24 protein-coding genes, 2 tRNA genes and 1 other annotated feature are annotated in these 25,549 nt (G+C 37.1%); of the genes, 17 read left to right on the top strand and 9 right to left on the bottom strand.

The annotated features are described in order from the left end of the window. The first annotated feature begins 3 nt into the window (after nucleotides 1–3). Genes EPJ90_RS03030 through EPJ90_RS03015 form a run of 4 tightly spaced genes read left to right on the top strand, consistent with a single transcriptional unit; the run spans nucleotide 4 to nucleotide 4,972 of the window. Nucleotides 4–1,566, top strand: coding sequence for an ABC transporter substrate-binding protein (locus EPJ90_RS03030; protein ID WP_200542557.1), 1,563 nt, complete (start codon nucleotides 4–6; stop codon nucleotides 1,564–1,566). 32 nt (nucleotides 1,567–1,598) lie between these two features. Then, a complete protein-coding gene (locus tag EPJ90_RS03025; protein ID WP_161636767.1) occupies nucleotides 1,599–3,059 on the top strand; it encodes an LCP family protein in 1,461 nt (486 codons plus the stop codon). A gap of 48 nt (nucleotides 3,060–3,107) precedes the next feature. Further along, nucleotides 3,108–3,767, top strand: a complete 660-nt coding sequence (locus tag EPJ90_RS03020) for a uracil-DNA glycosylase (protein ID WP_161636766.1) — start codon at nucleotides 3,108–3,110, stop codon at nucleotides 3,765–3,767. Further along, the gene (locus EPJ90_RS03015) at nucleotides 3,752–4,972 is read left to right on the top strand and encodes a bifunctional folylpolyglutamate synthase/dihydrofolate synthase (protein WP_161636765.1); all 1,221 of its coding nucleotides are present in this window, start codon (nucleotides 3,752–3,754) and stop codon (nucleotides 4,970–4,972) included. The genes EPJ90_RS03020 and EPJ90_RS03015 overlap by 16 nt, the downstream gene beginning before the upstream one ends. Nucleotides 4,973–5,274: 302 nt before the next feature. Here EPJ90_RS03015 and EPJ90_RS03010 read toward each other — a convergent pair whose 3' ends face one another. The 4 genes from EPJ90_RS03010 to EPJ90_RS02995 all read right to left on the bottom strand — a co-directional run bounded on the left by EPJ90_RS03010 (nucleotide 5,275) and on the right by EPJ90_RS02995 (nucleotide 8,457). After that, nucleotides 5,275–6,009, bottom strand: coding sequence for an amino acid ABC transporter ATP-binding protein (locus tag EPJ90_RS03010; RefSeq protein ID WP_161636764.1), 735 nt, complete (start codon nucleotides 6,007–6,009; stop codon nucleotides 5,275–5,277). Continuing rightward, complete coding sequence (locus EPJ90_RS03005) at nucleotides 6,002–6,664, bottom strand: amino acid ABC transporter permease (RefSeq protein ID WP_125164038.1); 663 nt, start codon at nucleotides 6,662–6,664, stop codon at nucleotides 6,002–6,004. The genes EPJ90_RS03010 and EPJ90_RS03005 overlap by 8 nt, the downstream gene beginning before the upstream one ends. Nucleotide 6,665: 1 nt before the next feature. Beyond that, nucleotides 6,666–7,487: a transporter substrate-binding domain-containing protein gene (locus tag EPJ90_RS03000; RefSeq protein WP_161636762.1), complete on the bottom strand. Its 822-nt coding sequence runs from the start codon at nucleotides 7,485–7,487 to the stop codon at nucleotides 6,666–6,668. Nucleotides 7,488–7,626: 139 nt separating this feature from the next. Continuing rightward, nucleotides 7,627–7,837: a binding site (T-box leader), on the bottom strand. Between the two features lie 38 nt (nucleotides 7,838–7,875). Further along, nucleotides 7,876–8,457, bottom strand: coding sequence for an NADPH-dependent FMN reductase (locus EPJ90_RS02995; RefSeq protein ID WP_161636761.1), 582 nt, complete (start codon nucleotides 8,455–8,457; stop codon nucleotides 7,876–7,878). Between the two features lie 164 nt (nucleotides 8,458–8,621). Between EPJ90_RS02995 and EPJ90_RS02990 the strand changes: the two genes are divergently transcribed. Further along, complete coding sequence (locus EPJ90_RS02990; RefSeq protein ID WP_161636760.1) at nucleotides 8,622–9,314, top strand: hypothetical protein; 693 nt, start codon at nucleotides 8,622–8,624, stop codon at nucleotides 9,312–9,314. A 27-nt stretch (nucleotides 9,315–9,341) separates the two neighbouring features. On the opposite strand, the gene EPJ90_RS02985 is transcribed toward EPJ90_RS02990, so the two are convergent. Together EPJ90_RS02985 and EPJ90_RS02980 are read right to left on the bottom strand one after the other, a co-directional pair. Then, nucleotides 9,342–10,271, bottom strand: coding sequence for a hypothetical protein (locus EPJ90_RS02985; protein WP_200542555.1), 930 nt, complete (start codon nucleotides 10,269–10,271; stop codon nucleotides 9,342–9,344). A gap of 85 nt (nucleotides 10,272–10,356) precedes the next feature. After that, nucleotides 10,357–11,781: a pyridoxal phosphate-dependent decarboxylase family protein gene (locus EPJ90_RS02980; RefSeq protein ID WP_200542554.1), complete on the bottom strand. Its 1,425-nt coding sequence runs from the start codon at nucleotides 11,779–11,781 to the stop codon at nucleotides 10,357–10,359. A gap of 113 nt (nucleotides 11,782–11,894) precedes the next feature. Between EPJ90_RS02980 and EPJ90_RS02975 the strand changes: the two genes are divergently transcribed. Beyond that, the gene (locus tag EPJ90_RS02975; protein ID WP_200542553.1) at nucleotides 11,895–12,785 is read left to right on the top strand and encodes a LysR family transcriptional regulator; all 891 of its coding nucleotides are present in this window, start codon (nucleotides 11,895–11,897) and stop codon (nucleotides 12,783–12,785) included. A gap of 36 nt (nucleotides 12,786–12,821) precedes the next feature. Here EPJ90_RS02975 and EPJ90_RS02970 read toward each other — a convergent pair. Then, nucleotides 12,822–12,898 (bottom strand) — tRNA-His (locus tag EPJ90_RS02970). Nucleotides 12,899–13,290: 392 nt separating this feature from the next. Then, nucleotides 13,291–13,367: transfer RNA gene (locus EPJ90_RS02965), tRNA-His, on the bottom strand. 110 nt (nucleotides 13,368–13,477) lie between these two features. Between EPJ90_RS02965 and EPJ90_RS02960 the strand changes: the two genes are divergently transcribed. The 7 genes from EPJ90_RS02960 to EPJ90_RS02930 all read left to right on the top strand — a co-directional run bounded on the left by EPJ90_RS02960 (nucleotide 13,478) and on the right by EPJ90_RS02930 (nucleotide 20,473). Further along, the gene (locus tag EPJ90_RS02960; protein ID WP_125163770.1) at nucleotides 13,478–14,329 is read left to right on the top strand and encodes a DegV family protein; all 852 of its coding nucleotides are present in this window, start codon (nucleotides 13,478–13,480) and stop codon (nucleotides 14,327–14,329) included. 15 nt (nucleotides 14,330–14,344) lie between these two features. Next, on the top strand, nucleotides 14,345–15,985 hold the full coding sequence (gene argS / locus EPJ90_RS02955; RefSeq protein WP_161636756.1) for an arginine--tRNA ligase: 1,641 nt from the start codon (nucleotides 14,345–14,347) through the stop codon (nucleotides 15,983–15,985). 56 nt (nucleotides 15,986–16,041) lie between these two features. Beyond that, nucleotides 16,042–16,413 carry a GntR family transcriptional regulator gene (locus EPJ90_RS02950; RefSeq protein ID WP_161636755.1) on the top strand — a complete coding sequence of 124 codons (372 nt, stop codon included), beginning with the start codon at nucleotides 16,042–16,044 and terminating at the stop codon, nucleotides 16,411–16,413. After that, on the top strand, nucleotides 16,406–17,110 hold the full coding sequence (locus tag EPJ90_RS02945; RefSeq protein WP_200542552.1) for an ABC transporter ATP-binding protein: 705 nt from the start codon (nucleotides 16,406–16,408) through the stop codon (nucleotides 17,108–17,110). The genes EPJ90_RS02950 and EPJ90_RS02945 overlap by 8 nt, the downstream gene beginning before the upstream one ends. Continuing rightward, a complete protein-coding gene (locus tag EPJ90_RS02940; protein ID WP_161636754.1) occupies nucleotides 17,104–17,898 on the top strand; it encodes a hypothetical protein in 795 nt (264 codons plus the stop codon). Before EPJ90_RS02945 ends, EPJ90_RS02940 begins: the two co-directional genes overlap by 7 nt. Nucleotides 17,899–18,027: 129 nt before the next feature. Then, nucleotides 18,028–18,678 (top strand): hypothetical protein, encoded by a 651-nt coding sequence (locus tag EPJ90_RS02935; RefSeq protein ID WP_200542551.1) that lies wholly within the window; start codon nucleotides 18,028–18,030, stop codon nucleotides 18,676–18,678. Then, nucleotides 18,641–20,473 carry an LCP family protein gene (locus EPJ90_RS02930; protein ID WP_200542550.1) on the top strand — a complete coding sequence of 611 codons (1,833 nt, stop codon included), beginning with the start codon at nucleotides 18,641–18,643 and terminating at the stop codon, nucleotides 20,471–20,473. The genes EPJ90_RS02935 and EPJ90_RS02930 overlap by 38 nt, the downstream gene beginning before the upstream one ends. Nucleotides 20,474–20,531: 58 nt before the next feature. On the opposite strand, the gene yfcE is transcribed toward EPJ90_RS02930, so the two are convergent. Continuing rightward, a complete protein-coding gene (yfcE, locus tag EPJ90_RS02925; RefSeq protein ID WP_200542549.1) occupies nucleotides 20,532–21,071 on the bottom strand; it encodes a phosphodiesterase in 540 nt (179 codons plus the stop codon). Nucleotides 21,072–21,196: 125 nt separating this feature from the next. On the opposite strand from yfcE, the gene EPJ90_RS02920 reads away from it, so the two are divergent. The 4 genes from EPJ90_RS02920 to trxA all read left to right on the top strand — a co-directional run bounded on the left by EPJ90_RS02920 (nucleotide 21,197) and on the right by trxA (nucleotide 25,392). Then, nucleotides 21,197–21,907 (top strand): hypothetical protein, encoded by a 711-nt coding sequence (locus tag EPJ90_RS02920; RefSeq protein ID WP_200542548.1) that lies wholly within the window; start codon nucleotides 21,197–21,199, stop codon nucleotides 21,905–21,907. Next, complete coding sequence (locus tag EPJ90_RS02915) at nucleotides 21,879–23,993, top strand: LCP family protein (protein WP_161636749.1); 2,115 nt, start codon at nucleotides 21,879–21,881, stop codon at nucleotides 23,991–23,993. The genes EPJ90_RS02920 and EPJ90_RS02915 overlap by 29 nt, the downstream gene beginning before the upstream one ends. Before the next feature lie 146 nt (nucleotides 23,994–24,139). Further along, nucleotides 24,140–25,018 carry a diacylglycerol/lipid kinase family protein gene (locus EPJ90_RS02910; RefSeq protein WP_161636748.1) on the top strand — a complete coding sequence of 293 codons (879 nt, stop codon included), beginning with the start codon at nucleotides 24,140–24,142 and terminating at the stop codon, nucleotides 25,016–25,018. 65 nt (nucleotides 25,019–25,083) lie between these two features. Beyond that, complete coding sequence (trxA, locus tag EPJ90_RS02905) at nucleotides 25,084–25,392, top strand: thioredoxin (RefSeq protein ID WP_125163760.1); 309 nt, start codon at nucleotides 25,084–25,086, stop codon at nucleotides 25,390–25,392. The last annotated feature ends 157 nt before the right edge of the window (nucleotides 25,393–25,549 follow it).

The raw sequence follows: 25,549 nt of genomic DNA, 5'->3' as shown, positions 1-25,549 counted from the left end.
AGGATGAGCGAAGAACATCAAGCAATACATGTTGAGGAAAATGCAAACGACAAGAAAGAAAAACAGCGTTTAGTTAAAAATCCAAAAGAAAATAAGAGCGTTATCATTGGTGTTATTGCAGTCTTGTTACTTGCAGTTTTTTCAACCTCATTCTTCTTCTTAAACAGTCGTTGTACGGTAGATGGAAAGAGTGTTTGTTACGATAAAGATAATGAATATTTTAGTATTGAAGAAAATGCCTCGCTTACTGTACAAGTAGAAAATAAAGAACTTGGAGATTATCTCGTGTCCACATGGAATGAGATTCATCCGCAACATAAAGATGCAATTTCATATGTTGTACAGGAACCTTTAAGTATTGATCAAATGGCAAAAGGACTTCCTTATGATGTTATGGTGACGTCTCAAAAAAATGCTGTTTATTTTCTAGATCAGTTGGTCAATCTGGGGAATTCACTTGATACAGTAGTTGGGAGTCGTATTCCGGTCCAACTGCAAGATTCCATTAATCTTAAAGGATACTATTTCGTTCAAAACAGTATTGAAGGTGGCCTTTTTGTCTATAATAAAACCCTTCTAGAGGAAGCAGGTTTTGATTTAAAAGATTCGGATGAATCTGGTTTACCTGATGTTTTTGAGACCTGGGATCAAATCTATAAAGCTTCAGATAAAATACTGAAAAAGACCGATATGGTTTTCCCATTATCCTTTAAAGATCAAGAATCCTTTTATCCTTTCTTAACCAGCGGACGCTGGACGTTGAATTTTACAAAAAAAGGATCTGATCCTGGCTTTGAAACTCAAGAATTTAGAGATGGTCTTGTATTTATTGAAGCAATGAGCACACATAAAATGGATAAGACTCTCTCTAAAGATATGAAGGCAGAAGATCTTCCATGGCAATTGGATGCTGCATTTTATGAACGACGATCGGCCTTTAGTTTTATTACCGATTTTGAGATGGCCGATAAATACGAAGTAAGCAGTAACGATGAATATGTATATGCTCCATTCCCAGAATATATGAAGCATCGCATGTCGCCTATGGGTGAAGTCGATGGTTACATCGCACGAAAAGAGACAAAGTATCCTTCAGCAGCAGCCGAAGTAATCCGAATCTTACGCAGTGGTGAAGGGGTATCAACATATCAAAGTTCGGTAGGTAAAACGCCGATCTATCATCGCATACACCTTGATGAACTTACGATTACCGATAAACGTGTGATTGAAAAGATGAGAGCCTATAATTTCCATGACACACCACCCGTTATGGCATTGGATAATAATCCAACGAAGTTAGCACGAAGTCTTTATAAAGAAGTTGATTTTATGCCAATCTTACGAGATTTATACGATCATAAAATTACAGTTGATGAAGCGCAGATAAAAATTGTGGAATTAGCAAACAAGTGGATTGAAGAAAATGATTTGACGGAAGATGAGAAAAAAGCATTGGAAGCCAAAAAGGCTGAAGATGAAAAAAAAGAGCTTGAAGCTAAGAAAGAAAAAGAATCAAAAGAGTCAGATGATGAAGCATCTTCTGATGATGAAGCGAAAAATAATTAATTGATAATCACAGTTTTGTGATGGAGGTTAGCATGGCTAAAAACAATCGAAAAGAATTTATTTTATTCCGAGACAAAGTAATCGTACTGATATTTTTACTTTGTTCAGTCGTTACTTTGTATGCAATTTATAAGTTTAATGCAATTCCGACAAAGTATCTCATGATTATTGTAGGGATTATCCTACTTTTATTCCTTATTGGAGCGTTAATAACCATGCTCACCAAACCCGGTAAGTTGAAAAATTTTGGTAAAGTATACAGTTTAATTTTAAGTTTACTCTTGTTACTGGGAACACGTTATTTAGTTACAGGAAATAGTTTCCTTGGCAAATTAACCGGGGCAAATAAAGACACACATGTTATTTCTGTTGTGGTCATGAAAGATTCAGAATATAAAAGCATTGATGATGTTAAATCGTTATCCTTTGGTGCAAATACACGATTGGACTCGAAAAACATCGCTAAAGGTAAGAAATTAATTGATGAAAAATATAAATCAGATATTAATATCGTGGACTATGAAGATTATACGGAACTCGCAAATGATTTGTATGATGGTACACAAGAAGTCATCTTATTGAGTGAAGCACACCGTGGTTTTATTCAAGATGAGGTAAAAGATTTTGATGAAAAGACTCGTATTATAGGTACCGTAGCGTATGAAGAAGAAGTCGATTTTAAAAATAAAAATACAGACGTAATGCAAGATACATTTAGTATGTTTGTAACCGGGATTGACACCTATGGACCTGTTTCATCCGTTTCACGCTCAGATGTGAATATGATAATGACCATTGATCCTAAGAATAAGCAAATCTTATTAACAAGTATTCCTCGTGATTATCATGTTGAACTTGCATCCTTTGGAGCTTATGATAAGCTAACACATGCGGGAATTTATGGTGTCGGAGAATCAATGGCAACACTGGAAAATCTTTTCGATATCGATATTGATTACTTCGTAAAAGTAAACTTCAGTTCAGTTGAAACCATTATTGATGCATTGGGTGGCGTAGATGTTTATTCCCGATATGCATTCCAATCTTATGCAGGTGTGTATTTTGATGAAGGAATTAACCACGTAGATGGACGAAATGGTCTTATCTTTGCACGTGAACGTTATAATCTACCAAATGGTGATAATGACCGTGTTCGAAACCAACAAGCTCTCATTACAGGAATCCTTAAAAAGGCAATGTCACCCGCAATTATTACAAACTATACATCAATTCTAAACTCAGTTTCGGACTCATTCCAAATGAGTATGGAAGAAAGTGATTTTAAAAAACTCATAAAACAACAAATTAACGACATGTCTGATTGGGATATTCAATCCTATGCAGTAACTGGAACGGGAAGCTCAAGTACAACGACTTATTCAATGCCGGGACCAGCACTCTATGTGATGGAACCAAACTATGAAACAGTACGTCAAGCGCATGACTATATTGAAGCAATGGAACGTCATGAAATTATTTCAGTCAATGAATAAAAGCCAGATATCTGGCTTTTATTTTTAAAAATCATGCAGGAGGTCTTTATGAACTGGCAACAATTATTTAATGAAGAAAAGCAAAAAGACTATTTTCGTTTACTTGAAAATAAAATCAAAGAAGAACGAAATGAGTTTACAATCTATCCACCTGAGGAAGCGGTTTTCACGGCATTTGAAAATACTAAATTTGAAGATGTAAAGGTAGTGATTTTAGGACAGGATCCTTATCATCAACCCGGTCAGGCGATGGGGATGAGTTTTTCTGTTTATAAAGATCAAAAATTACCTAAAAGTTTGATAAATATTTATAAAGAGTTGGAAGCTGATCTCGGAGTAAAAAATGAACATGGTGACTTATCATCGTGGGCGAAGCAAGGTGTTTTGCTTCTTAATACATTGCTGACGGTAAGAGAAAGTGAGCCAATGTCTCATGCTCATATTGGATGGGAACAGTTTACGGATCGGGTAATTTCGGAATTAGGACGCCGCGAAGAACCAATCATTTTTGTGTTATGGGGGAAAAAGGCTCAAGCTAAAAAAACGCTCATCCAAGATCACCATCAATTTATTGAATCCAGTCACCCATCCCCACTTGGTGCGTATCGAGGATTTATAGGGTCGCGTCCATTTTCAAAAATCAATGCGTTGCTTAGAGAACGTCATCAAGAAGAAATTAATTGGAGTGTTACATGTTTAGACAAATAGAACCTGCGCTTGAAGCGCTTATGAAACGTAAAAATCAGACGTACGGCATTGACTTGTTTCGTCAATGTTTAGAAGATATGGGCAATCCTCAAGATTCCCTCTCTTGCATTCATATTGGTGGTACCAATGGTAAGGGGTCGACAACCAATTATACCCGTGCAATTTTACAGGAAGCCGGTTATACTGTTGGGACATTCACATCACCTCACCTTACGGTACATAACGATCGTATTCGGATAAATAATCAGAATATCACGGACTCGGATTTACTAATGTATATTAATGTAACCGAACCTTTTTGGGATCGATATCAATTAAGCATGTTTGAAATTGATGTTCTCATCTCATTTTTATACTTTCTTGATCAAGATGTAGACTATGCGATTTATGAAGTGGGTCTTGGAGGTCGACTGGATGCAACCAATGTTATCCATCCACTAATTTCTGGAATTACAAACATTGGTCTTGATCATATGAATATTCTTGGGGATACCATTGAGAAAATTGCTGCCGAAAAAGCGGGTATTATTAAGCCGAATACACCTCTTTTCACAACAGAAAGCAAAAGTTCATGTTTAGAAGTATTCCACCAACACGCACATTGTATGCAGACCGAAGTACACCCGATCCAAACACCGGTGCCTCATCGTAGTGGAATGGCCTATCACTTTGAGGTTTTGGGTGACAGCTATAGCATTGAAAATCAAGGTATTTATCAAGTTGCGAATGCAAGTCTCGCCATTAATCTTATAAAGGCCTTGCCTCAACTTGCGATTTCAACCCAAACCATTCAGAATGCAATTTTGAATGCATCCTGGGCAGGCCGTTTTGAGCGTGTCAGCGATGGTGTTTATGTAGATGGCGCTCATAATGAGATGGGGATAGAAATGCTTGTGAGAAGCATGGAAATGCTTCCTCGACCATGGATTGCGGTATTCACAGCTCTTAAAGATAAAGACTATACGCTTATGATAAATAAATTGGAATCTGTATTTGATGAAGTTATTATCACCCAGTTTGATTTTTATCGTTCCGAAAGTGCAGAAAACTTAGCGTTTGGACATCATGTCACCATCATCAAAAATCAATATGATGCAATTGATGCAGGTATCAAACATCGAAATCAAGGGACATGTGTCGTTACGGGCTCACTCTATTTTATTTCTGAGGCGCGTGATTATCTCAAAAAAAAGCAAGACAATTGATGTGAACCCCTAAATCCAAACATGGACAGGGGTTTTTTCATGTCAACATGTAGTGCGGAATTCAAATTAATCGCAATCGAGCATGCAACGATAAACCTAATAAAGTATGGGGACCGATTTCAAATCAAGAAATATGATATCATAATATATTTAGAAAAATAATCAAGTAGATTCGTCCGCACAGCCGTGACAAAATAAAAAGGACGCTCTTCTGTTTAATACAGAGAAGAATCCTTTGGTACTATTCATTAAATATAAAGCTCTTGGTTATGGGTCCACATCCATTTAAGACATGTTTTTTTTTATAAAACTTTACTTAAAAACTCAATGGTACGTGGATGAGATGGGTGATCAAAGATTGCTTCAGGATTACCTTGTTCACAAATAACGCCCCCATCCATAAATAATACTCGATCACTAATTTCTTTTGCGAAATTCATTTCGTGGGTAACGATGACGATGGTCATGCCACTTACCGCAAGATCTTTAATGACTTCAAGAACATCCTTAACCATTTCGGGATCTAAAGCAGAAGTTGGTTCATCAAACAGCATAACTTGAGGTTGCATAGCAAGTGCCCGAACGATTGCAAGACGCTGTTTTTGACCACCGGATAATTTACGTGGAAATTCATGAGCTTTTTCTTTTAATCCAACTTTATCAAGTAAAGATAGCCCTAAAGCATTAGCCTCATCAAGAGACATTCCCTTCTCTAAAGTTGGTGCGAGGGTGATATTTTCCAAAACCGTTAAATTTGGGAAAACATTAAAGTGTTGGAACACCATCCCAATTTCTTGACGAAGCTTATCTAAATTTTTATGATCGGGTTGTAATTCAACACCGTCAAAGATTATACTTCCAGAACATGGTGTTTCAAGTAAGTTCAAACAGCGTAACAGTGTCGATTTTCCAGACCCTGAAGGGCCAATAATTGAAACGACTTCACCTTGGGTGATGGTCTCATTAATTCCTTGAAGAACGGATAAATCGCCATATGCCTTATGTAAGTTTTTGATTTCAAGTAGCGGTTTAGTCATTGAGAGCCACCTTTCTTTCAAATGCGGAAATAAGTTTTGATGTTGAGAATGTCATCATAAAGTAAATAACACCAACAATCATTAAAGAAGGAAGTTTTAAGTGCGTTGCACTTGAAACGATCGACTCCGAAGTCATCAGGTTATTAACAAAAAATACCGATGCAAGAGATGTTTCTTTAATCATTGTAATAAATTCATTCCCTAAAGCAGGTAAGATGTTCTTAATCGCTTGGGGGAAAATAATTTTCTTCATCATATTGGCGTTTGAGATACCAAGACTTTTCGCAGCCTCAAATTGTCCTTTATCAACAGCTTGAATTCCTGCACGGAATATTTCCGCAACATAGGCGCTTGAATTAATTATGAGGGCAACCATAATCCATCCCACATCGGGTACTGAGGATGAAATGTACTCAGATCCTAAAAAATAAAATAAACTCAGTTGAAGTAAAAGGGGCGTTCCACGAATGACTTCAATATAAACATTAATAATTGCTTTTAAGGGTTTAAATTTTGACATTTTCCCCATGGCAAGAAATGCACCAAGTAGAGTGCTGATGAGAACAACTACAACAGAAATGGTTAATGTACCCCAAGCTCCCTTGAGGTACACATGTCCATAGCGATTAATGAGCTTTAATATATCCTGAAACATTTTAGTCTATCGCTCCTAATTGTTCTGCAATGCTTGTAGCGTCATCAAGCCATTGTTTATATAAATCAAGTTCTACGGCTTTCGCAATGGCTTTATTCACTTCATTCATAAGGTCTTCTTGACCTTTTTCTAAAATTACTTTTGTACCATTGTCATCGATTGTTGCGAATTTAACTTTACTTACAACGAGATTTTTATTATTGAGGGTAAAACCTTCGCCTGATGCACATGATGCGGCAATGGCATCAACTTTCCCAACATTTAATTGAAGAACAGCATCATCTAAAGTATTCACAAGCTGCATTGTTGCTTCAGGAAGCTCCGTTTCGACATATGTTTGAGGTAATGATCCGTTTTGAACGGCTACCTTTGCTGTTTTAAGATCATCGATTGTATTTAGGGTTGCTTCTTTTTCTTTGGTAACAAGGAACCCTTGGCATGTGGACTCTGTTGTATCATATGTTTCACTGAAATCAACTTGTTCGGCACGTTCGTCATTGTAAGTGAATCCTGCAATACCCATATCAAATTTTCCAAGCGATACGGCGGAGGCAATATCGCCAAAACTCATCGCTTTAATAACCAGATCAACACCAATTTCATTGGCAATAAATTTTGCGAGTTCAATATCTGCTCCAACATATTGATCTTGACCAGATTTTGTTGCATCGATGAACTCATACGGTGCGTAGTCAGGTGATGTTACTAAAACAATCTCACCTTTTGCCTTGATGGCTTCGAGTTTACTTACGGTTGAATCCTTTTTACCACAACCGGTTAATACTAATAATGTAATACTTGCTACGATAAATAATTTTTTCATTTTGTTTCTCTCCTTGTGATGTTCGCTTTAAGTTTGGTTTGTGCGCTTTGCGAAGTCACGTCGTCGTTTGATTCCCATAAAAATTCTCCTCACTCTTATTTGAATCTAGGAACAAAAAAAACGTCCCTAGATAGTTATATCTAGAGACGTGTTAAACGCGGTACCACTCTAATTGCCATATGTTTTTCATATGACCTCTCTCCTGTAACGCTAGGTTTGCGGTTTATCCTACTCTTTGTTCAGATAAACATCTCCCAAGTGCGGTTCAACATAATTCATCCATTAGGCTTCCACCATCCCTAATTCGCTATCGATATCCGAATGTCTACTCTCTTGTTCTGCGATTTAAGTGAAATAATATCGTACAATCAAATCTTTGTCAATACTTTTATTTATCGTTGTAAGGGAATTGATCTTTCTTAATTGGATGGTTTTTTGCCCAAGTCCTATGTTCTACTGAACAAATAACATCATCACCTAATGTGCGTAAGCGGTCTAATATTTTTTCGTTTTTGATTTGAAGGCCATCAAAATCACAATCTTCAATAAAGACATACTTCTGAACAATCCGTGCACCCATGTAAGATAAAATCGGCTTGAGCTGTTGTTCAGCCATTAAAAAATACTTTGGTGATCCTGCAGTTACAACAATACCTGCACTTTTATCAACCAACGCATGCATTGGTAGTAAATCAAAAATATTTTTAAGGGCTCCAGGAATAGAGGTTTGATACGTTGGCGTTCCAACAATGAGTGCATCGGCCTCCAAAATTGCATTAATAACATATTGGGTATCGGAATTATATTGATTAACGGGGCGTCCATCACTAAATTGGAGATCATAATCTCCGATATTAATAATCTCCGTGTCAATAGTATGATTGTGTTTGGTTATCTCTTGGATAACATAGTCCAAAGCGACACGTGTCTTGCGGCCTGCTACTGAACCTGTGATTGCGATTATTTTCATGATGACACTCCATTTCTAAAAATTGTATCGCTTTCATTATAGAGTTACATGCTGCAAAATGAAAGGAATTCGCATGACTTTATGACAATAACATAAGTTTCGATTACAATTCAATTTCATTATAATAAGAATGTGTTAAAATTTTGATGATAAGGAGGTAGCATATGAAAAAACTCATCGTTCCAGCAATTCTTGCTGCGGCAGGCTATGGTCTGTATAAATATATAAATGAACCGACAACGAGAAATCGATTTCTAAAACCCGTTATGGTACCGACTCTTGGGCGTGATAAAGATATTTTCGTAGGGGAGAAACACTTATATTCGTTTTATATTAGTGAAGGTGATTTTACCCGTATTCTTAAAGAACACATTCGAATTAAACAAGCAGGTTTTGATTTAAATATCAATGAATCTTATACAAATATGCGTTTTGAGGAAATGATTTTACCTCGAATGGATACAAACAGTAATGATACGATTCAAGCAGATATTATTGCAAATTACAGAGAAAATGGCAGTTTAAAAGTAGGGGTAATTAAAGAGATAAATATTGGTCCGGATACGGATGTAAGAGAACGAAGAATTACGCGTAAAGACTTAGAAATGTTTGCGGATCGTTATCAACAACAAGATATTCCTGGCGTGATTACAGTTCGCTTCCATCTAAAAGAGGCCGATGCGTTTAAGGAGTCCCTAGATGTTGTCATTCTAAAAGATCGTACATTATTTATTTTTGAACCGGGTAAAGAACATGAAGACAGTGGTCAAATTGGGATTCATACATGGTTTGGATCTCGAGATCATGAAGCAACGTATACCTATGAAATGGCCTATCATTTTGGTGATTTCAAATAAAAGTCCACGCGATGTGGACTTTTTTCTTTATGGCTTTCGAATCAATTCTTTTTGAGGAACTGTATTTTCGGTTGCGAATATAAGATTGTAAGGTGTATCTTGATTTACATTAAAAATTAGAGTTGCTTGGTTGTTTCGTGCATTGAGGTCCATTCGTTCGTGATTGTTATTTAAAACAAGACGGGGTGGAAGGTAGGTCGTTGCATCTTCAGAGACAAGTGTAAAGGCATTTCTGAAATCAATAATTGGGTCGTCACTTTGTAAATCAAGTGTTACGGAGATGATCGCAAACTCTTGGTTTTTTTCAGTTCGTTCAATATCGCCATCCGGTTTTTTATAGTTCTCACTGAATTCAATGGAATCGACATTAAACGGAATCAAGCGCAATGTTTTTCCCTGTGTATTTGGATAAATACTTTGATTAAAAATCTTAAAAAATTGTGCATAAGGTGCTTCAAGCTCGTTATTGATATCGAATCGTGCATAATTCCGATAGGTTATTCGGTTAATCGGTGTAAAGCGTTTAAACTTAAGGTGAATCTTATAGAGATCAAAACGATGGTCTTCAATGAATGAATCAAATGCTTGGTTTGGATCTTCAAAAATTAATTCAGAATGTTCATCAAAGCACAATGCATATTCAGGCTTTGCATCTAAGAACCCACCGGGATCGGTAAATGTTAAAGATGGCTGTTGACACTGCGTTTTCGGTTCAATTGAACGAGGCCAATTTTCTAAATAAAAGGTTATGACGATGCATAGACACGCGATCAGGACGTATCCTCCCATGATTGTTAGGTTAAACCGGTGTGGACGTGTTGCATAGGTGGGTTGATTAAAGCGTCTTGGTTTTGTTCGCTTTTTAAAGCGAATTCGTTTTGATAGGAAATAAACTGGAAAGCCCAAGATTGTTAGGAGTACAAAAAGCGGTAATGTATAGTTAAAAAAGAATTTCATATGTGTTCCCCCTTATATTCTTATTATAGTTGGATTGTTCTTAGAATGTGTGTGAGTGTGGTAAAAAAGCAAAAAAACACAAATCTTAAAGATTTGTGTTGAGATAATGGGTTGCGAGTGTTTCAAGGTGGTCGAGTGTTTCATCGAGGTCATCAAAGGTGGTGATCGGATTAATTGTACACATTCTTAATACGGTGTGTCCTTTGAGTTCGGTTGTAAAGATACCTGCAAATTCATCGGCAACAATTTGCTTTGCGAGATAGGTATTGAGTGAATCCAACGCTTCGTCCGTTAAATCAGGATGGATGTAACGAAAATTAATAATCGAAAACTGAGCAGGTGAGATCATTTCCCAATGATTGTATTTTAGAATTCGTTCTTGAACGTAATTCGCAAGTTCTTGGCCATGATCAATGCGACGAGAATATTCTTCAATTCCAATAGTTTGCAGTGAAAGCCATAATTTTAGTGCGCGAGTCGGTCGTGTAAGCTCAATTCCCATCGAGCCAAAATTTGTTACACGGTCACCATCAATATCTTTTAAATATTCAGGGCTGGCATCGAAACTGTTGAGAAGATCTTGTTTATCTTTCACAAGAATCATGGCACAACTATAAGTTTGATAGAGTAATTTATGGGCATCCCAGCTAACACTATCTGCTTTATGAATTCCCTTAAGGCGGTGTACTTGACTGGTTGAAAGAAGGAAAGACGCTCCATACGCGCCATCAACATGCATCCAAAGAGAATACTTCTTACATAAATCACCGATATCATCTAAGGGATCTACGGTTCCAGTATTGGTCGTTCCTGCAGTTGCAACTACGCAACAAGGAACCAATCCTTGGTTTAAGTCCTCTAAAATTGTTCGTTCAAGAATGTCCGTTTTAATTTGAAAGGCTTCATCGGTATCAATAAAACGGAATTGACGGCTCGTAAATCCAATAATTTTTAAGCCCTTTTCCACAGAGTGGTGTGTTTGATCAGAAAGATAAATGACCCCCAAGTGTCGGTTATCTTCATTCAATACTTTATCCCTTGCTGCAATAAGTCCCGTTAGGTTTGCCATAGAACCACCTGAAACAAACAACCCGCCAGCATGTTCATCATAGCCGATTTGTTTGGTGAGCCAACAAATGGTGTTTTCTTCGATCGTACTTGCGGCAGAACTATTAACCCAATTACTTGCATGCACATTATAAGCGCTCGACATTAAATCACCCAAAACAGAAACCTTTGTAGCCGGTCCGGGGATAAATCCAAAATGACGTGGGTGAGCACTGCGTAAACTATAGGGATAAATATCCGTCATCAATTGAGATACAACGGAATTGAGGTCGCGTCCTTGTTGCGGCATATCTTGATTTTTAAGACGATCTAAAACGTCTTCCGGTGCGATTGTACAGACAGGTCCGGTACCTGGATTTGTTTCACCTTGATAAAAAGTTTTAATAAATTCAATCATCATAGCTTCAATTGAAGCATCTTCATCGAGTTCATATCGTTTCATTTACATACCTCCATTAACTTGACTTCGTGTTAATGAAAATATACCATAACTTATAGAATAAGATAATTTAATAGATTTTATAAAACGGATAAAAAAAATTAATGTGAGAGCGTATGAATCTGAGACATTTTCAAACATTTGTGAAGGTTGTGGAGAAAGAAAGTTTTAGTAAGGCAGCGGATGCCTTAGGTTATACTCAAGCGGCCGTGACCGTTCAAATCCAACAACTTGAAGAAGAACTTCAAACAAAACTCTTTGACCGCATGAATCGTAAAATTCACCTCACGGAAGAAGGCGAGGCATTTATATTTTATGCGAACGAAGTTTTAAGAACCGTTGAGGAAGCGCGTATCTTTAATCAATCGATCAAAAAAGAACACGGTACCATTCGCGTCGGAACGGTCGGATCGTTGGGGTCGAGCATTTTTCCAGACCTTATCTATAATTTTCACAAGGAACATCCCAACGTGGAAATTAAAGTGATCATCGGAAAAACAGAAGAACTGCTGGGTATGGTACGGCGAAACGAAATCGACATCCTTTTCACACTTGATTATCAACTTTATGGTGCAGATATGGTAAAAGTATTTGAAAAGGAAGAAACCATTCTGTTTGTAAGTGCGGATGAGACGGTAAGCAGTACAAAAATCTATAACCTTGAAGAATTTTCGGATGCACCATTTTTACTGACCGAACAAGGTGAGGCGTATCGCTATGAACTTGAGCGCAATCTTGCGAAGCGACGCGTGAACTTAAATGCGATTTTAGAGGTTGGAGATACAGAAATTATCATCGCTGTCTTGAAAAAAGGACTTGGGTTATCGTTTCTTCCTGAATTTTCAGTAAAAGAAGAACTCGAACAACGCGTATTAAAAACGGTGAATGTTGATATTCCTACGGTTTCGATGTACGCTCAAGTCCTTTATCACGAAAAAAAATTCCTGACGACCCACATGAAGTCATTTATCCAGGAAATTGAACAAACCTATATTCGTCGAAAATAAAAAAACCCACTCTAAAGAGTGGGTGTAATTTCAATATGGGGCGACCGACGGGACTCGAACCCGCGCATGCCGGAACCACAATCCGGTGTGTTAACCGACTTCACCACGATCGCCATATCCTCGTCAATTATAACCATAAAAATTAATCTTGTAAAGAGTAGAAAGACCTAAAAATTAAGAATTCAAAGGGGATGAACAAAACGTGATTGTTGGTCATCATATTTTAAGGTTTCTTGAATTCAAATCACCAAAATGATACTATTTTAAAACTAAATTTCGAATTCTAGATGAAAATTCATCAAATTAACAAACTATCTTGCTATTTTCATTAAATGAAAATGACTTTGGAGAACTATCCTTATAGAATGTATGTGTACGTGCTAAAGAGCATAAAGGAGTACGTTCATATCGAGGAGTTTGTACAATTCACGGTTGATATAATTGAGTGTTTTAACAAGACGAAAGAACAAATAAAAACCCACTTAAAGTGGGTGTTATTTCAATATGGGGCGACCGACGGGACTCGAACCCGCGCATGCCGGAACCACAATCCGGTGTGTTAACCGACTTCACCACGATCGCCATTGCTAGACCATTATAGCGTTTAAAAAAACGTTTGTAAAGGCGCTCACCAAAAAATAGTGAATTATATAAGAAATATGATATAGTAATCATACTAATGGAGGACATTTATGATGAAAATTGCTGTTATCACAGACTCATCGGCAGGTGTTTCAAAGCAAGAAGCAATTGATCATGAGATTATCGTAGCACGTATGCCTTTAACAATCGATGGAAAAGCATATATGGAAGAAGAAGGGATCTCTCGTGAACAATTGATTCAAGCCATGAAAAACGGATCATCTGTTTCAACATCACAACCACCTTTAGGTAGGTTGATTGAATTGTTTGATGACGTTTTAAAAACATATGACCATATAATCTTTTTACCGATTTCAAGTAAACTTAGCGGGACGTATCAAACGGCATGCGGACTGGCTCAAGATTATGATGGACGCGTAACGGTTATTGATTCAAAATTTGTCAGTTGCCCATTGTTTTTATTAAGTCTTGAAGTTAAGGAAATGATAAGGCGGGGTATGGAACCGGATGCTATAAGGACGCTCATCGAAGATGAAGCGGATATGTATGCATCACTCATACCTGAGAATATTATCTACCTTAAGCGTGGAGGTCGTATTACGCCAGCAGCTGCAGCCATTGCGAATTTACTCAAAATCGTACCTGTATTAAAGGTTTCAAATGGTGAAATTGATTTGGCTGAAAAAGTAAGGACCTACAAAAAAGCAGTCCGCGTTGGTTTTGATCACACTGTGGTAGATCGGAATAAAGATGATTATGAATGGATTGTTTTAGACGGCGGTTGTGAAGAAAAAATCTACAATGCTGTTGTGAAAGATTTAGAAAAACATTTTGGGGTTGAGGTCATAAAACGTCCTTTATATCCTATTGTACTTGCTCATACTGGACCTGGCAGCATTGCGATTGCTTGGCGAAAAAAACTTATTAAAGATAAAATATAGAGAAGGAGCTTTAATATGAATAAAATTGAAACAAAACTTGTTGGACACATCGAAGATATTATTCTTGATGCGTTTGGTATTGAAAAAGAAGATGGACTTGTAATGTTAGAAATCCCTAATAATCCAGAAATGGGAGATTACTCAACAAACATCGCAATGCGTCTTACAAAACGTGTTGGTAAAAATCCACGTGAAATTGCTAGCGTTATTGTGGAGAAATTAGAAAATAATGAGATGGTTGACTCCATTAGTGTTGCGGGACCTGGATTTATTAACTTTGTTATGAAACCAGCAGTTTTAGGTAGCGTTATTAATGATGTTATTGAGGCTGGTAAAGATTATGGTCGTTCCAATGCAGGGGAAGGAATCCGTTTACTCAATGAATATGTATCGGCGAACCCTACTGGACAACTTCATGTTGGTCACGCACGTGGAGCCGCATGGGGTGATTCACTTTCACGTATTATGTCCTTTGCAGGATATGACGTACTTCGTGAGTATTATATTAATGACCTTGGTAATCAAATTTTGATGTTAAGTCATTCACTTTATGCACGTTATAAACAAGCATTTGGTATCGAAGCAGCATTGCCTGAAGATGGATATCATGGACCCGATATTGTGGAAATCGCAAATGATGTGAAAGATGCTGAAGGTGACAAATGGTTAGATGCACCGGAAGAAGAATGGGTACCTTATTTTAAAGAACTTGGAATTAAATTAGAATTAGAGCGCATTAAAGAAGATTTAAATACTTTTGGAGTTGAAATGGATTCATGGGTTAGTGAAAAATGGCTCTATGATGATGGACGTGTAGAGGAATCCTTAGAAGCACTTAAAGCAAAAGGTGTAACGTTTGAAGAAGATGGCGCACTATGGCTTCGTTCAACAGATTTTGGGGATGATAAAGACCGTGTCCTTATTAAGAGTGATGGATCTTATACCTATCTCGTACCTGATATCGCAAACCACATTTATAAACTCGAACGTGGTTATACACATTTACTAAACCTATGGGGTGGCGATCACCATGGTTATATTGTACGTATGCAAGCTGCACTTGAAGCGCTCGGCCATCCAAATGTTCTGGATGTTGATATTATTCAAATGGTTCGTCTTGTGGACGAAGGTGTTGAAGTTAAAATGTCAAAACGTACAGGGAATGCACTGGGTCTTGTTGAACTGGTTGATGATATTGGTGTTGATGCAACACGTTACTTCTTTGTAAGCCGTGCTTTAGCAACGCCACTTGATTTTGACCTTGGTCTAGCACGTAAAAAATCAAACGATAACCCAGTATTCTATGTTCAATATGCACATGCTCGTATTTGTTCAATTTTACGTCAAGCAGGAGAAGTTCCTCATGTTGATGTCATTGATCAACTTACAAATCCTAAAGAAATTGCCTTATTAAAAGAAATTAATGAGTTTAGTTCTGTTGTTGCAGATGCTGCGAAAAGACGTGAAGTTCATAAGATTGCAAATTATGTTCAAGATCTTGCATCATCCTTCCATAGTTTCTATGGTGAAGTAAAAGTTATGGATCCAAGTAACCCGGAACTACAAGCACAACGTCTAAATTTACTTGTAGCGGTAAAAATTACCCTAAGTAATGCCTTGAACTTAATCGGTGTTAATGCACCAGAACAAATGTAATTCTTGTACATTTTGTTGTTCTATTGTATTATTTAAGTGTTACAGGGGGTGATGGTATGTCACTAAAAAATAGTTCCGTAGCCATTTACCGACAAATCATTGAGTATCTTGAATTAGAAATTGCCTCGGGTCGACTTAATGCAGGGGATCGCATTGAGTCAATCCGGGCACTTGCTTTATTTTTTAAAGTAAATCCGAATACAGTTCAAAAAGCACTCAATGAGCTCGAGCGTGATGGTTTGATTGAAACAGATCGCACAAATGGTAAATTTGTTACAGATAAACAAGAAATAATTAAGAAGTTAAGAAGTGAATTGGGACGTCGTTACAGTGTTGTATTTGTTGAGAAAACGAAAACACTTGGTCTTGACCTTGAAGAAACAATAAGCCTTCTTAAAAATGAATGGGAGGTTGGGAAACATGAATAACGAAAATGGTTTGGTCATTTCACATTTAAATAAGCATTATGGAAAAAATCAAGTGCTTAAGAATATTAATTTAAATTTGGAATCTGGAAAAATAGTGGGTCTTTGTGGTCCAAATGGAGCAGGAAAGACAACCTTAATTAAGACGATTGTTGGTCTTCTTCGTGATTATCACGGAGATATTCAGGTATGTGGAAATCCAGTTGGTCCTGATTCGAAAGCTATTGTTTCATATCTTCCTGATGTGGAATACTTAGCACCCAATCTTACAGGACTCAAAGCAGCAAGACTCTATAGTGATATGTATGCTGATTTTGATATGGGTGTTTTAGAAGACTTATTCCTTAAGATGAAATTAGATGGAAGCATGCCTGTTTCAAAGATGTCTAAAGGGATGCGTGAAAAGTTCCAACTTGCTTTATGTTTATCGCGTAAAGCACGTATCTATATATTTGATGAGCCGATTGCAGGTGTTGATCCTGCATCACGCGATTCGATTATCGAAACAATTTTAAGCAATTATACTCAAGATGCACTACTTATCATTTCAACACATCTCATTCAAGATATTGAAGGTGTCTTGGACGAAGTCGTCTTCATTAAAGATGGTGCGATTCTCATGCACGAAAATTGTGATGATTTACGTGAAGCACGTGGACAAACAATTGATGAAATCTTTAGGGAGGAATTCAAATGGTAGGAAAACTATTTAAAAATGATTTGGTAGATTCTTATAAAGCGTATGCACCCGTTGTAGGGATGATGATTGCAGGATGTGTTCTTACAATCTTGATGATTCAATTAGCGATTAATGATCGATTTGGAATCTTTGGAACCTTTATTGCGTTAGCGTTGTTTGCACTCGTAGTTATTGTGACAGTGATGTCCGTGCGAGCAAATATCTATGTACTTTATACAAGCATCTATCATAAAAACGGATATCGACTCTTTACGTTACCGGTTAAGACTTGGCAAATTCTTGTATCAAAATTATTAGTGGCGTTCTTTTGGTCAGTGATTATGGGTTTACTCCTAATTCTATCCCTGTTCATCATTACTTTCACAACAACAGGAAGTCTTGCAATCTATGGCCAAGCAATGCAGGAATTATCCCAATACTTTGCACAGTATTTTGAATCGAGTGTCGCATTTTTTGCGGTTATTGATAACCTGTTAAACTTTGCGCTCAGTTCGCTTGTCATTCTCTTTGCAGGTGCTGTGGCACATTCAAGCTATTTCCAAAATAATCGTGGATTAGTTGCTGTGGGGATTGCAGTTTTAATCGCTATTGTTCTCGGACAAATTGGTGCGTATGTTGATACTTCGTTTGGAAGTGTTTTATTACGCTATGATTCTTATGCATTCTTACAAGGTGGAAGTATTCCAGTTGGTGAGTTTGCGCTTGTGGTCTTATATCAAATTCTTGTCTGTGGGTTCTTGACCTTTGGAACACTTTGGTTTTGGAACCATAAGTTAGAAGTTATGTAGCAAATTTAAAAACCTGATAAACAATCAGGTTTTTTTTTGCAAAACATGTGATAATGCGTGAACTTTTGTGATTTATTGACTTTGCAAAGGTTTCGCATTATTGTAATCAAGGTAAAGGAATGTGTAATTATGGAAAAAAATAATAAATTATTACTGATTCTTGTTTTTGTACTGTCGTTAGGGACGCTCAGTGTGGGTGGCTTTTTTGCAATCCAAGCATGGCAGACCTACCAGACAACCCTTACTAAAGCAACGATATCAAACCACAGTCAATACAGTCTTCGAAATAATGCAACGGCATATCAAAAAGAACTTAATGAAGAACTTGCTTCTGTTGAATCAGGTTCGGATGCGGTAATTTCTGAACTCATTTCGAAAAACTTTATTGCTGATTTTTATACGTGGACAAATAAAGTTCGAATGAATGACGTTGGTGGCATTCAATTTCTACATCCGGATATTAAAGTCTGGGTATATGATCAAGCGCTTGATCGCTTCTATAATGATATGCGTGTTTATATTGAACGAGAACAAGTTGAGGATACGCTAGAGGTAACGGGAATCGAGGTTACTTCGAAGAAAACAAAGTTCTTGCTTCATGACCATGAAGTACCCGCATATCAAGTCAATGCGACATGGACATACAAAGATTCAACCGTGCTTGATACAAAAAATTATCAACATGCGGCACAGATTATGGTCGTTAAGGTAGACGACACCTATTCAATTGTGGAGGTATCAAATGGAACTCAAACTTCAACCGAAACAAACCCAGCGTAAAGAAAATCGTGTTGTGGGGACGTTATTGCTTATTCTCTCAAACATTCTACCACTGGGGCTTATTGTCTTCTTAGGAAGATTTGCATCCATTCATGGACGTTACTTTGCAATCGGTACACTAAGTGTTATGGTATTTATTCTTCTTCTTAATATTCTCTATATACTTGGTTATTTAAAATCAAATAAACTTTTTAGATACGTATTTCTAATATTGTCTGTTGTATGGCTTTTGGTTGGATCGGTTGGTTCGTTTTATGCAATTAAAACCAATGCCATCACCAACGCCATTCTTAATAAAGACGAAGTTCGTGAATTTAGTGTTGTGAGTTTTAGTGGGGATGACGTGCTTGAGGGTAAAACAGTAGCGTATGCACCCATGAATGAACCCGAAGTTGAAACATCGATTAAGAAAAAAATCGCGGATAAAGCGGATAATGTTGTTTTTGAGAAATATGATAATTATCGTGACTTGTTATCAGCGGTAAGTGCGAAGAAGATTGATGTTGCGGTATTACCCCTTAATTACCACACATTAACTCAAGAAATTCCAGATGGGTCAAATCCTTTTGTGGAATCAAAAGAATTATTTACGTTTTCCACATCCCTTACAAAACAATCCAACACTGAAGTGGATGTTATTAAAGAGCCATTTACAATGCTTATGTTGGGATTAAATGATGATCTTGCAGATTCAATTATTCTTGCATCCTTTAACCCCGAAACGCTTAAAGTTACGATGACAAGTATTGCACGGGATTCGTATGTTCCAATCGCTTGTTATCCAAACGAATCTTACGATAAAATAAATCATTCTCATGGGATTAGTTCACAATGTATGGTAGATACAATTGAAAACTATCTGGGTGTTAAGGTTGATTTTGTGTTTGAAACGGATTTTTATGCACTTGAAAATATGGTAGATGCGATTGGTGGCTTAGAAATTGAAAGTCCGACAACATTTGCGGGTTCATTTCCACTTGAAAAACAATACGATGACGATGGTGAGCCCATTATGGAAGGTGTTACCATTCCAGAAGGGAAAAACCTTCTGAACGGTAAACAAGTTGTCACCTTTGCACGAGAACGTCGTATTGAAAACATGGCAAATGGTGATTTTGACCGCCAAGTCAATCAACAGTATGTTATTAAAGAAATGGCAAATAAAATTCTTGCGACACGAAATCCGAATACGATCTTAAATGTTTTGGATTCGGCGAAGAAAAATATTACCATGACGCTTCCACTTGAAACCATTTCCAAACTCATGGGATATGCATTGCAAAGTATTGATCGTTCTCCGGTAGACCCCATGTCAACATTTAGAGTTGTGCAAACTCAGATTGCGGGTGAAGGAACGATTATTAATGGTGTGTGGTATGCGAAGCCTTTTGAAAATCAGTATTTACAAGCAAAGAAAGTCATTTTGGATAATCTAAAATCAGATGCAGACTTACGAAATGAATACGACTTTACGTTTACCTATGGTAAACCTTATCAAACAGATCTTATTTCTTCGGAAAATTCAGAAGATACCGGTCCGCTTTTGACGGTGCTTAAACCAAGTGAGCGCAGTGCACAAGCCGTTGATGTCTTAGATTTTAATGGCCTCTCTCAATCAGAAATTCAATCGTGGGCGGATAAAAACCATGTTTCAGTTACCTTTGATGTAATCAAACCGGACTCCCCAGAGTTCAAGCATGATTACATTAACAATCAAGTGCTCGAACAAGATGTTAAGCCCGGATTTTATAACGAAGGTGTAAATGCAATCCACATTAAAATCGTGAATAAGTAAAAAAAGAAAACAACCACTTCAGGTTGTTTTCAAATTCTAATCTAAGATTGAACACATCTTAGTCAATTACAGCTTGCATGTAGACATCATGATTAAGTGTATACGTTGTGAGGACACGATCATCCAGATATCCATACGTGTTTGGATGATTTTCTTTAGGAAGTGCAATGGATCCAGGATTATATATTGTTGTATGGTCTATTTTTTTCAAAAAAGGCACGTGTGTGTGTCCAGAAATAAAGAGGTCTACGCCGCGTCGTGGTCCCTCAATATCGGGTTCAAAAAGGTGACCGTGTGTCACCATAATGGTAAGATTATTCCATTCTGTCACCGTATAGTCTTGCATTATTGAGAATTGACATAACATTTGATCCACTTCACTGTCACAGTTTCCGCGCACTGCGATAATGGGGCATGTGAGTTGGTTCAATCGATCGGAAACAGCTTTCGGATTGTAATCCGCAAGAATTGGATTTCGAGGTCCATGATACATGAGGTCCCCTACCAGTAAAATGCGATCATAAGGTAAGGGTGTGTTGAGAACATCATTTAAACGGTCGATGCTACCGTGTATATCAGAAATAATTAAAGTTTTCATGCTTTCCTCCAGTCATATGTAATGAAATTATACCATCAAACATATTAAAATATGGGATTTTCCAATCGTTAATTGATAATTATGAGCGAACATTTTATGATAGAATAAATAGAGGATGTGAAAATATGAAGCAACACAGTAAAGGTCTTACCATTTTTATTTTAATTCTTTCACTTACAACTTTGAGTGTAGGTGGTTTTTTTGCGTACCGAGCATACCAATCAAAAACAAGTATTGATGGGGGTACTACAAGCGAGAATAGTTTCTATTCGCTGCGTAAAAATGCAACTGAGTATCAAAAAGAACTCTATAAGGAACTTACCTCGAAACTGAAAGAAGATCCAAGAGATGATAAAGTGATTTCAGAGCTTATCGCTCAAAACTTTGTTGCGGATTTTTATACATGGACCAATAAGTTGCGCTTTAATGATGTAGGAGGCATGCAGTATATTCATAAAGACCTTGACTGGGTTTATGGTCAGGCACTGGATACATTCTATAACGATATGCGTTACTATAAAGAAAAAGGGAAATTAGACAAAACACTTGAAGTTGCTTCATCGACCGCAAGTGCCAAAAAAGACACGTTAGTTCTAATTGAGCAAGAAGATGAATTGGTGACACAAGAAGATGGGACGGTCAATACCGTAACAAACGATGTTGAACGTTCAATTCCTGTATATCGTGTTGCGATAACATGGAAATATAAAGACTCGGATGTTTTAAATGTCTCGGAGTTTCAACAGAAAGCAGATATTTATGTAACGAAAGATGACGATGGATTGTATTCAATCATGGAGGTAGACGATGGGCAAGTCAAAGAAGCAGCAAACTAAAACAAAACAACGTAGACCCTCATTCATTCATCGACCAATATTTGGATTGCTTCTAACAGTAGTCGTGAATATAATCTATATTGCATTATTATTTGTCATTGGACGATACGTTAATTTACACAGCAAGTACTTTATGCTCGGAATCACAATTATCGTATTGCTTGTTTTAATTCTTAATTTATTTTTCCTTTTAGGGTATGCGAAACGAATTCGTTTTTTCCGAAAAGCAGTTGCAGTATTTGGAATGTTTATGTTGATTGTTGGATCGGTAGGGTCCTATTACACATTTAAAACCAATGCAATCGCGAATCAAATGATTAATGAATCCGGTCAGGAAAATAAAGAGTTTTCAGTAATTAGTTTTAAGGAAGGTGCGAAAAAAGAAGATCTTGATCACAGCACGCTGGGTTATGTTGAAACAACGCAAGAATTTGAAGATGCGGTAAAGAAAAATGTCGCTAAAGAATCAAGAACGGTTGAGTATGTCAAGTTTAAATCCTATGACGATCTTCTTATAGCGAGTTTAAATGATAAAATTCAATTCGCAGTGGTACCGAAAAACTTTAGTTCGCTTTCAAAACGACTTGAAACGGAAGAACGAAATCCAATTGAGTTTTCAAAAGCAATGTTCTCGTTCAGTATAAAAAGCAAAGAAACGGTGAATGATAAAGATGTGTTAAAGGAACCCTTTACGATGTTAATGATTGGGGTTAATGAAGAACTCGCTGATTCCATTATCCTAACCTCTTTTAATCCTGAAACACTTAAAATCACCATGACAAGCATTCCACGTGATTCTTATCTACCGATTGCTTGTCAGAATAATTATCCCGATAAAATTACCCATGCACGTGCATTTAGCCGTCAATGTCTCATTGATTCGGTTCAAGATTTTATGGGCGTGAATATTGATTTCTACTTTGAAACAGATTTCTATGCGCTTGTGAAAATAGTCGACACATTAGGCGGACTTGAACTAGAGTCACCGATTGCATTTGGGGGATCATTGCCTAAAGAAGAAGATCCATCAGAATTCCATGAAATTTGGATTCCAGCTGGAAAACAAAAAATGGATGGAAAGCAAGTGATTACCTTTGCTCGTGAACGTTATGCCTTTACCGGTGGTGATTATGTTCGTCAAATGAATCAACAATATGTTATTAAAGAACTCGCAAATCAAATTTTAAGTACACGTAATGTGAATACACTTGTGAATGTATTGGATGCCGCAAAGGATAATATTCAAATGAATATATCCATAAACGATATTACATCGCTTATGGGATACGCATTACAAAATATCGAGAAATCACCGGTATCTCCGTATAATACCTTTAGAATTGTATCGACCCAACTTCAAGGTGAAGGGGAAATTATTGATGATGGCTACAGTGGAAAATATGTTTCCCATCCATATATGCGCGATGTCCAAGTAGCGCGTGATGTCATTAGCGATAACTTGAAACACGACGCGGATCATCTAGATGTTAAGACATTTAGTTTCAAACAATCAAAACCGTATCGTTCAGCGCTTTTTAATCCAAGTCAAAATGTGGAAGGGCTCTACTATCCAGGTGATGTCGTACCGAAACGTCTTGAAGATACAGACAAAGATAAAGAAACAGAGCGTTCAAATGTTGTACCTGATCTAACATCAATGTCACGCAGTGAGATTAAACGTTGGGCTCAAAATAATGGCGTGACGGTCGTTTTCAATGAGATTGATCAAAATTCAGATTCTTATCAAGACTACTACAGTGATGGACAAATAATTTATCAAAGTGTAGAACCTGGAGATTATCACCAAAAACAAACATATATTGAACTTACAATAGTCGTGAAATCAGAGGTTGAAGAACCCAAAGGTGTTACAATTCCTGATTTTATTGGAGATACGGTAGCCGATGCAATCGCATGGGCGAATGGAAATGGATTTACCATTGAAGCCATTCCATCCGGGGACACCACTGCGATCATCGAGTCGCAAAGTATTCGTCCAGGTCTTTACCAAGGCGAACATCGCAATATCGTTGTATCGGTTCGAATAGAATCGGAGAAACCCGAAAATCAGAATTCCAATGAATAAATTGGATGCACATGGGTAACACAAAATATAAAATATTCGCTATAATACTTAAGAATCGTGAGGCCTCTATGAAAATAGAGGCTTTCATTCTTGTATTATTAGGTCATCTGTACCATAATAAACATATGTGAATTGAGGTCGAAATCATGAAACACGTATTTATCATTAATCCAACTTCAGGCGTAGGACGTTATCGTGACGTCGAAGCATGGATAGACAATAACTTTAAAGACAAAGAAGACAACTATGAATTGCGTTATACAGAATATCCAGATCACGCACAAAAAATTGCGGAAGAATATCATGGGAATGATGTCGTTATTTACTCTGTAGGTGGTGATGGTACCGCACATGAAATTCTTAACGGTTTAGATTTAGACGTACAATTAGCAATTATACCTGTAGGTACCGGTAATGATTTTTGGCGGATGATCAACTATAACCATCCCCTTGAGAAAATACTTGAAGATACCATTAACGGGTCTGTACAACACATTGACATTGGCGAAGCCAACGGTCACCGCTTTTTAAATTGTATGAATATGGGTGTGGATTCAGAAGTTAATCGTGATGTAAATGCAGTGCGTAAAACATGGTTTCCTCGCAAATTGATTTATATCTATTATGCAATCTACGAACTTATTCGTAAAAAGCCCATCCAATGTATAGTTGAAGCGGATGGTACCCAAAGCGAACACAATGCCCTTCTCATTTCGGTTATGAATGGTCGTTGGTATGGAAATGGATTTCAAAGCGCACCTAAAGCCATTATTAATGATGGTGCACTCGATGTCTGTATCGTAGAAGATGTACCAGCAAGACGTCTTCCTAAATTGCTGCCAATGTATTATAAGGGAGAGCATTTGGATCTTGATGTCGTGACAAGCTTTAGAGCGAAAGAAATTAAGATACAATGCAATCAAACTGTAGCTTTAGGATGTGATGGTGAAGTCTTTGAATATTCAACCGTCCATGCACGTGTTCTAGATGGAAAACTTAAGTTACGTGTTCCAAATGCTCTGTGAGCATATTAAGGTACATATGAAATACTTGTGATATAATAACTAAGCAAATAGGAGGACACTATCAAATGAAAAATATAACAAAAAATGATTTTAATGAAGCCGTTAAAGATGGCGTAGTACTTATTGATTTTTATGCTAACTGGTGTGGACCATGTAAGATGATCGCTCCAATCTTGACAGAACTTTCAACAACAATGGCAGATGAAGCAACAATCTTAAAAGTTAATGTGGACGAAGAAGGCGAACTAGCACAACGTTTCGACGTTATGTCAATTCCTACTTTAATTCTCTTTAAAGATGGAAAACCTGTTGGACGCAAGACAGGATTTTTACCAAAACCTGAGCTTGAAAAATTTATTCGTTCAGCACAATAAACGCAATCTTAAACCAAAGAAAGACCAACACTCCGTTGGTCTTTTTATTTTTACATTTTTTCTATTAATTCGTTTGCATTTTAGAAACCATTATGTATAATTAGTTTGTGTTTATACTTACTAATATAAAAGTTTACCAACACTAAACAAGGGAGGA

This window comes from Erysipelothrix sp. strain 2 (EsS2-7-Brazil), assembly GCF_016617655.1.
In the GTDB taxonomy this organism is placed as follows: domain Bacteria; phylum Bacillota_I; class Bacilli_A; order Erysipelotrichales; family Erysipelotrichaceae; genus Erysipelothrix; species Erysipelothrix piscisicarius.
This window is presented reverse-complemented; position numbering and strand designations above follow the sequence as displayed.

What these genes read in the sequence shown, in the direction of transcription:
- EPJ90_RS02945 (WP_200542552.1), top strand. Translation starts at nt 16,406, where the DNA reads ATGAATAACGAAAATGGTTTGGTCATTTCACATTTAAATAAGCATTAT.
- EPJ90_RS03010 (WP_161636764.1), bottom strand. Translation starts at nt 6,009, where the DNA reads ATGACTAAACCGCTACTTGAAATCAAAAACTTACATAAGGCATATGGC.
- EPJ90_RS02960 (WP_125163770.1), top strand. Translation starts at nt 13,478, where the DNA reads ATGATGAAAATTGCTGTTATCACAGACTCATCGGCAGGTGTTTCAAAG.
- EPJ90_RS03015 (WP_161636765.1), top strand. Translation starts at nt 3,752, where the DNA reads ATGTTTAGACAAATAGAACCTGCGCTTGAAGCGCTTATGAAACGTAAA.
- EPJ90_RS03025 (WP_161636767.1), top strand. Translation starts at nt 1,599, where the DNA reads ATGGCTAAAAACAATCGAAAAGAATTTATTTTATTCCGAGACAAAGTA.
- EPJ90_RS03030 (WP_200542557.1), top strand. Translation starts at nt 4, where the DNA reads ATGAGCGAAGAACATCAAGCAATACATGTTGAGGAAAATGCAAACGAC.
- yfcE (WP_200542549.1), bottom strand. Translation starts at nt 21,071, where the DNA reads ATGAAAACTTTAATTATTTCTGATATACACGGTAGCATCGACCGTTTA.
- EPJ90_RS03020 (WP_161636766.1), top strand. Translation starts at nt 3,108, where the DNA reads ATGAACTGGCAACAATTATTTAATGAAGAAAAGCAAAAAGACTATTTT.
- trxA (WP_125163760.1), top strand. Translation starts at nt 25,084, where the DNA reads ATGAAAAATATAACAAAAAATGATTTTAATGAAGCCGTTAAAGATGGC.
- EPJ90_RS02920 (WP_200542548.1), top strand. Translation starts at nt 21,197, where the DNA reads ATGAAGCAACACAGTAAAGGTCTTACCATTTTTATTTTAATTCTTTCA.
- EPJ90_RS02985 (WP_200542555.1), bottom strand. Translation starts at nt 10,271, where the DNA reads ATGAAATTCTTTTTTAACTATACATTACCGCTTTTTGTACTCCTAACA.
- argS (WP_161636756.1), top strand. Translation starts at nt 14,345, where the DNA reads ATGAATAAAATTGAAACAAAACTTGTTGGACACATCGAAGATATTATT.
- EPJ90_RS03005 (WP_125164038.1), bottom strand. Translation starts at nt 6,664, where the DNA reads ATGTTTCAGGATATATTAAAGCTCATTAATCGCTATGGACATGTGTAC.
- EPJ90_RS02975 (WP_200542553.1), top strand. Translation starts at nt 11,895, where the DNA reads ATGAATCTGAGACATTTTCAAACATTTGTGAAGGTTGTGGAGAAAGAA.
- EPJ90_RS02995 (WP_161636761.1), bottom strand. Translation starts at nt 8,457, where the DNA reads ATGAAAATAATCGCAATCACAGGTTCAGTAGCAGGCCGCAAGACACGT.
- EPJ90_RS02935 (WP_200542551.1), top strand. Translation starts at nt 18,028, where the DNA reads ATGGAAAAAAATAATAAATTATTACTGATTCTTGTTTTTGTACTGTCG.
- EPJ90_RS02980 (WP_200542554.1), bottom strand. Translation starts at nt 11,781, where the DNA reads ATGAAACGATATGAACTCGATGAAGATGCTTCAATTGAAGCTATGATG.
- EPJ90_RS02930 (WP_200542550.1), top strand. Translation starts at nt 18,641, where the DNA reads ATGGAACTCAAACTTCAACCGAAACAAACCCAGCGTAAAGAAAATCGT.
- EPJ90_RS02950 (WP_161636755.1), top strand. Translation starts at nt 16,042, where the DNA reads ATGTCACTAAAAAATAGTTCCGTAGCCATTTACCGACAAATCATTGAG.
- EPJ90_RS02990 (WP_161636760.1), top strand. Translation starts at nt 8,622, where the DNA reads ATGAAAAAACTCATCGTTCCAGCAATTCTTGCTGCGGCAGGCTATGGT.
- EPJ90_RS02915 (WP_161636749.1), top strand. Translation starts at nt 21,879, where the DNA reads ATGGGCAAGTCAAAGAAGCAGCAAACTAAAACAAAACAACGTAGACCC.
- EPJ90_RS03000 (WP_161636762.1), bottom strand. Translation starts at nt 7,487, where the DNA reads ATGAAAAAATTATTTATCGTAGCAAGTATTACATTATTAGTATTAACC.
- EPJ90_RS02910 (WP_161636748.1), top strand. Translation starts at nt 24,140, where the DNA reads ATGAAACACGTATTTATCATTAATCCAACTTCAGGCGTAGGACGTTAT.
- EPJ90_RS02940 (WP_161636754.1), top strand. Translation starts at nt 17,104, where the DNA reads ATGGTAGGAAAACTATTTAAAAATGATTTGGTAGATTCTTATAAAGCG.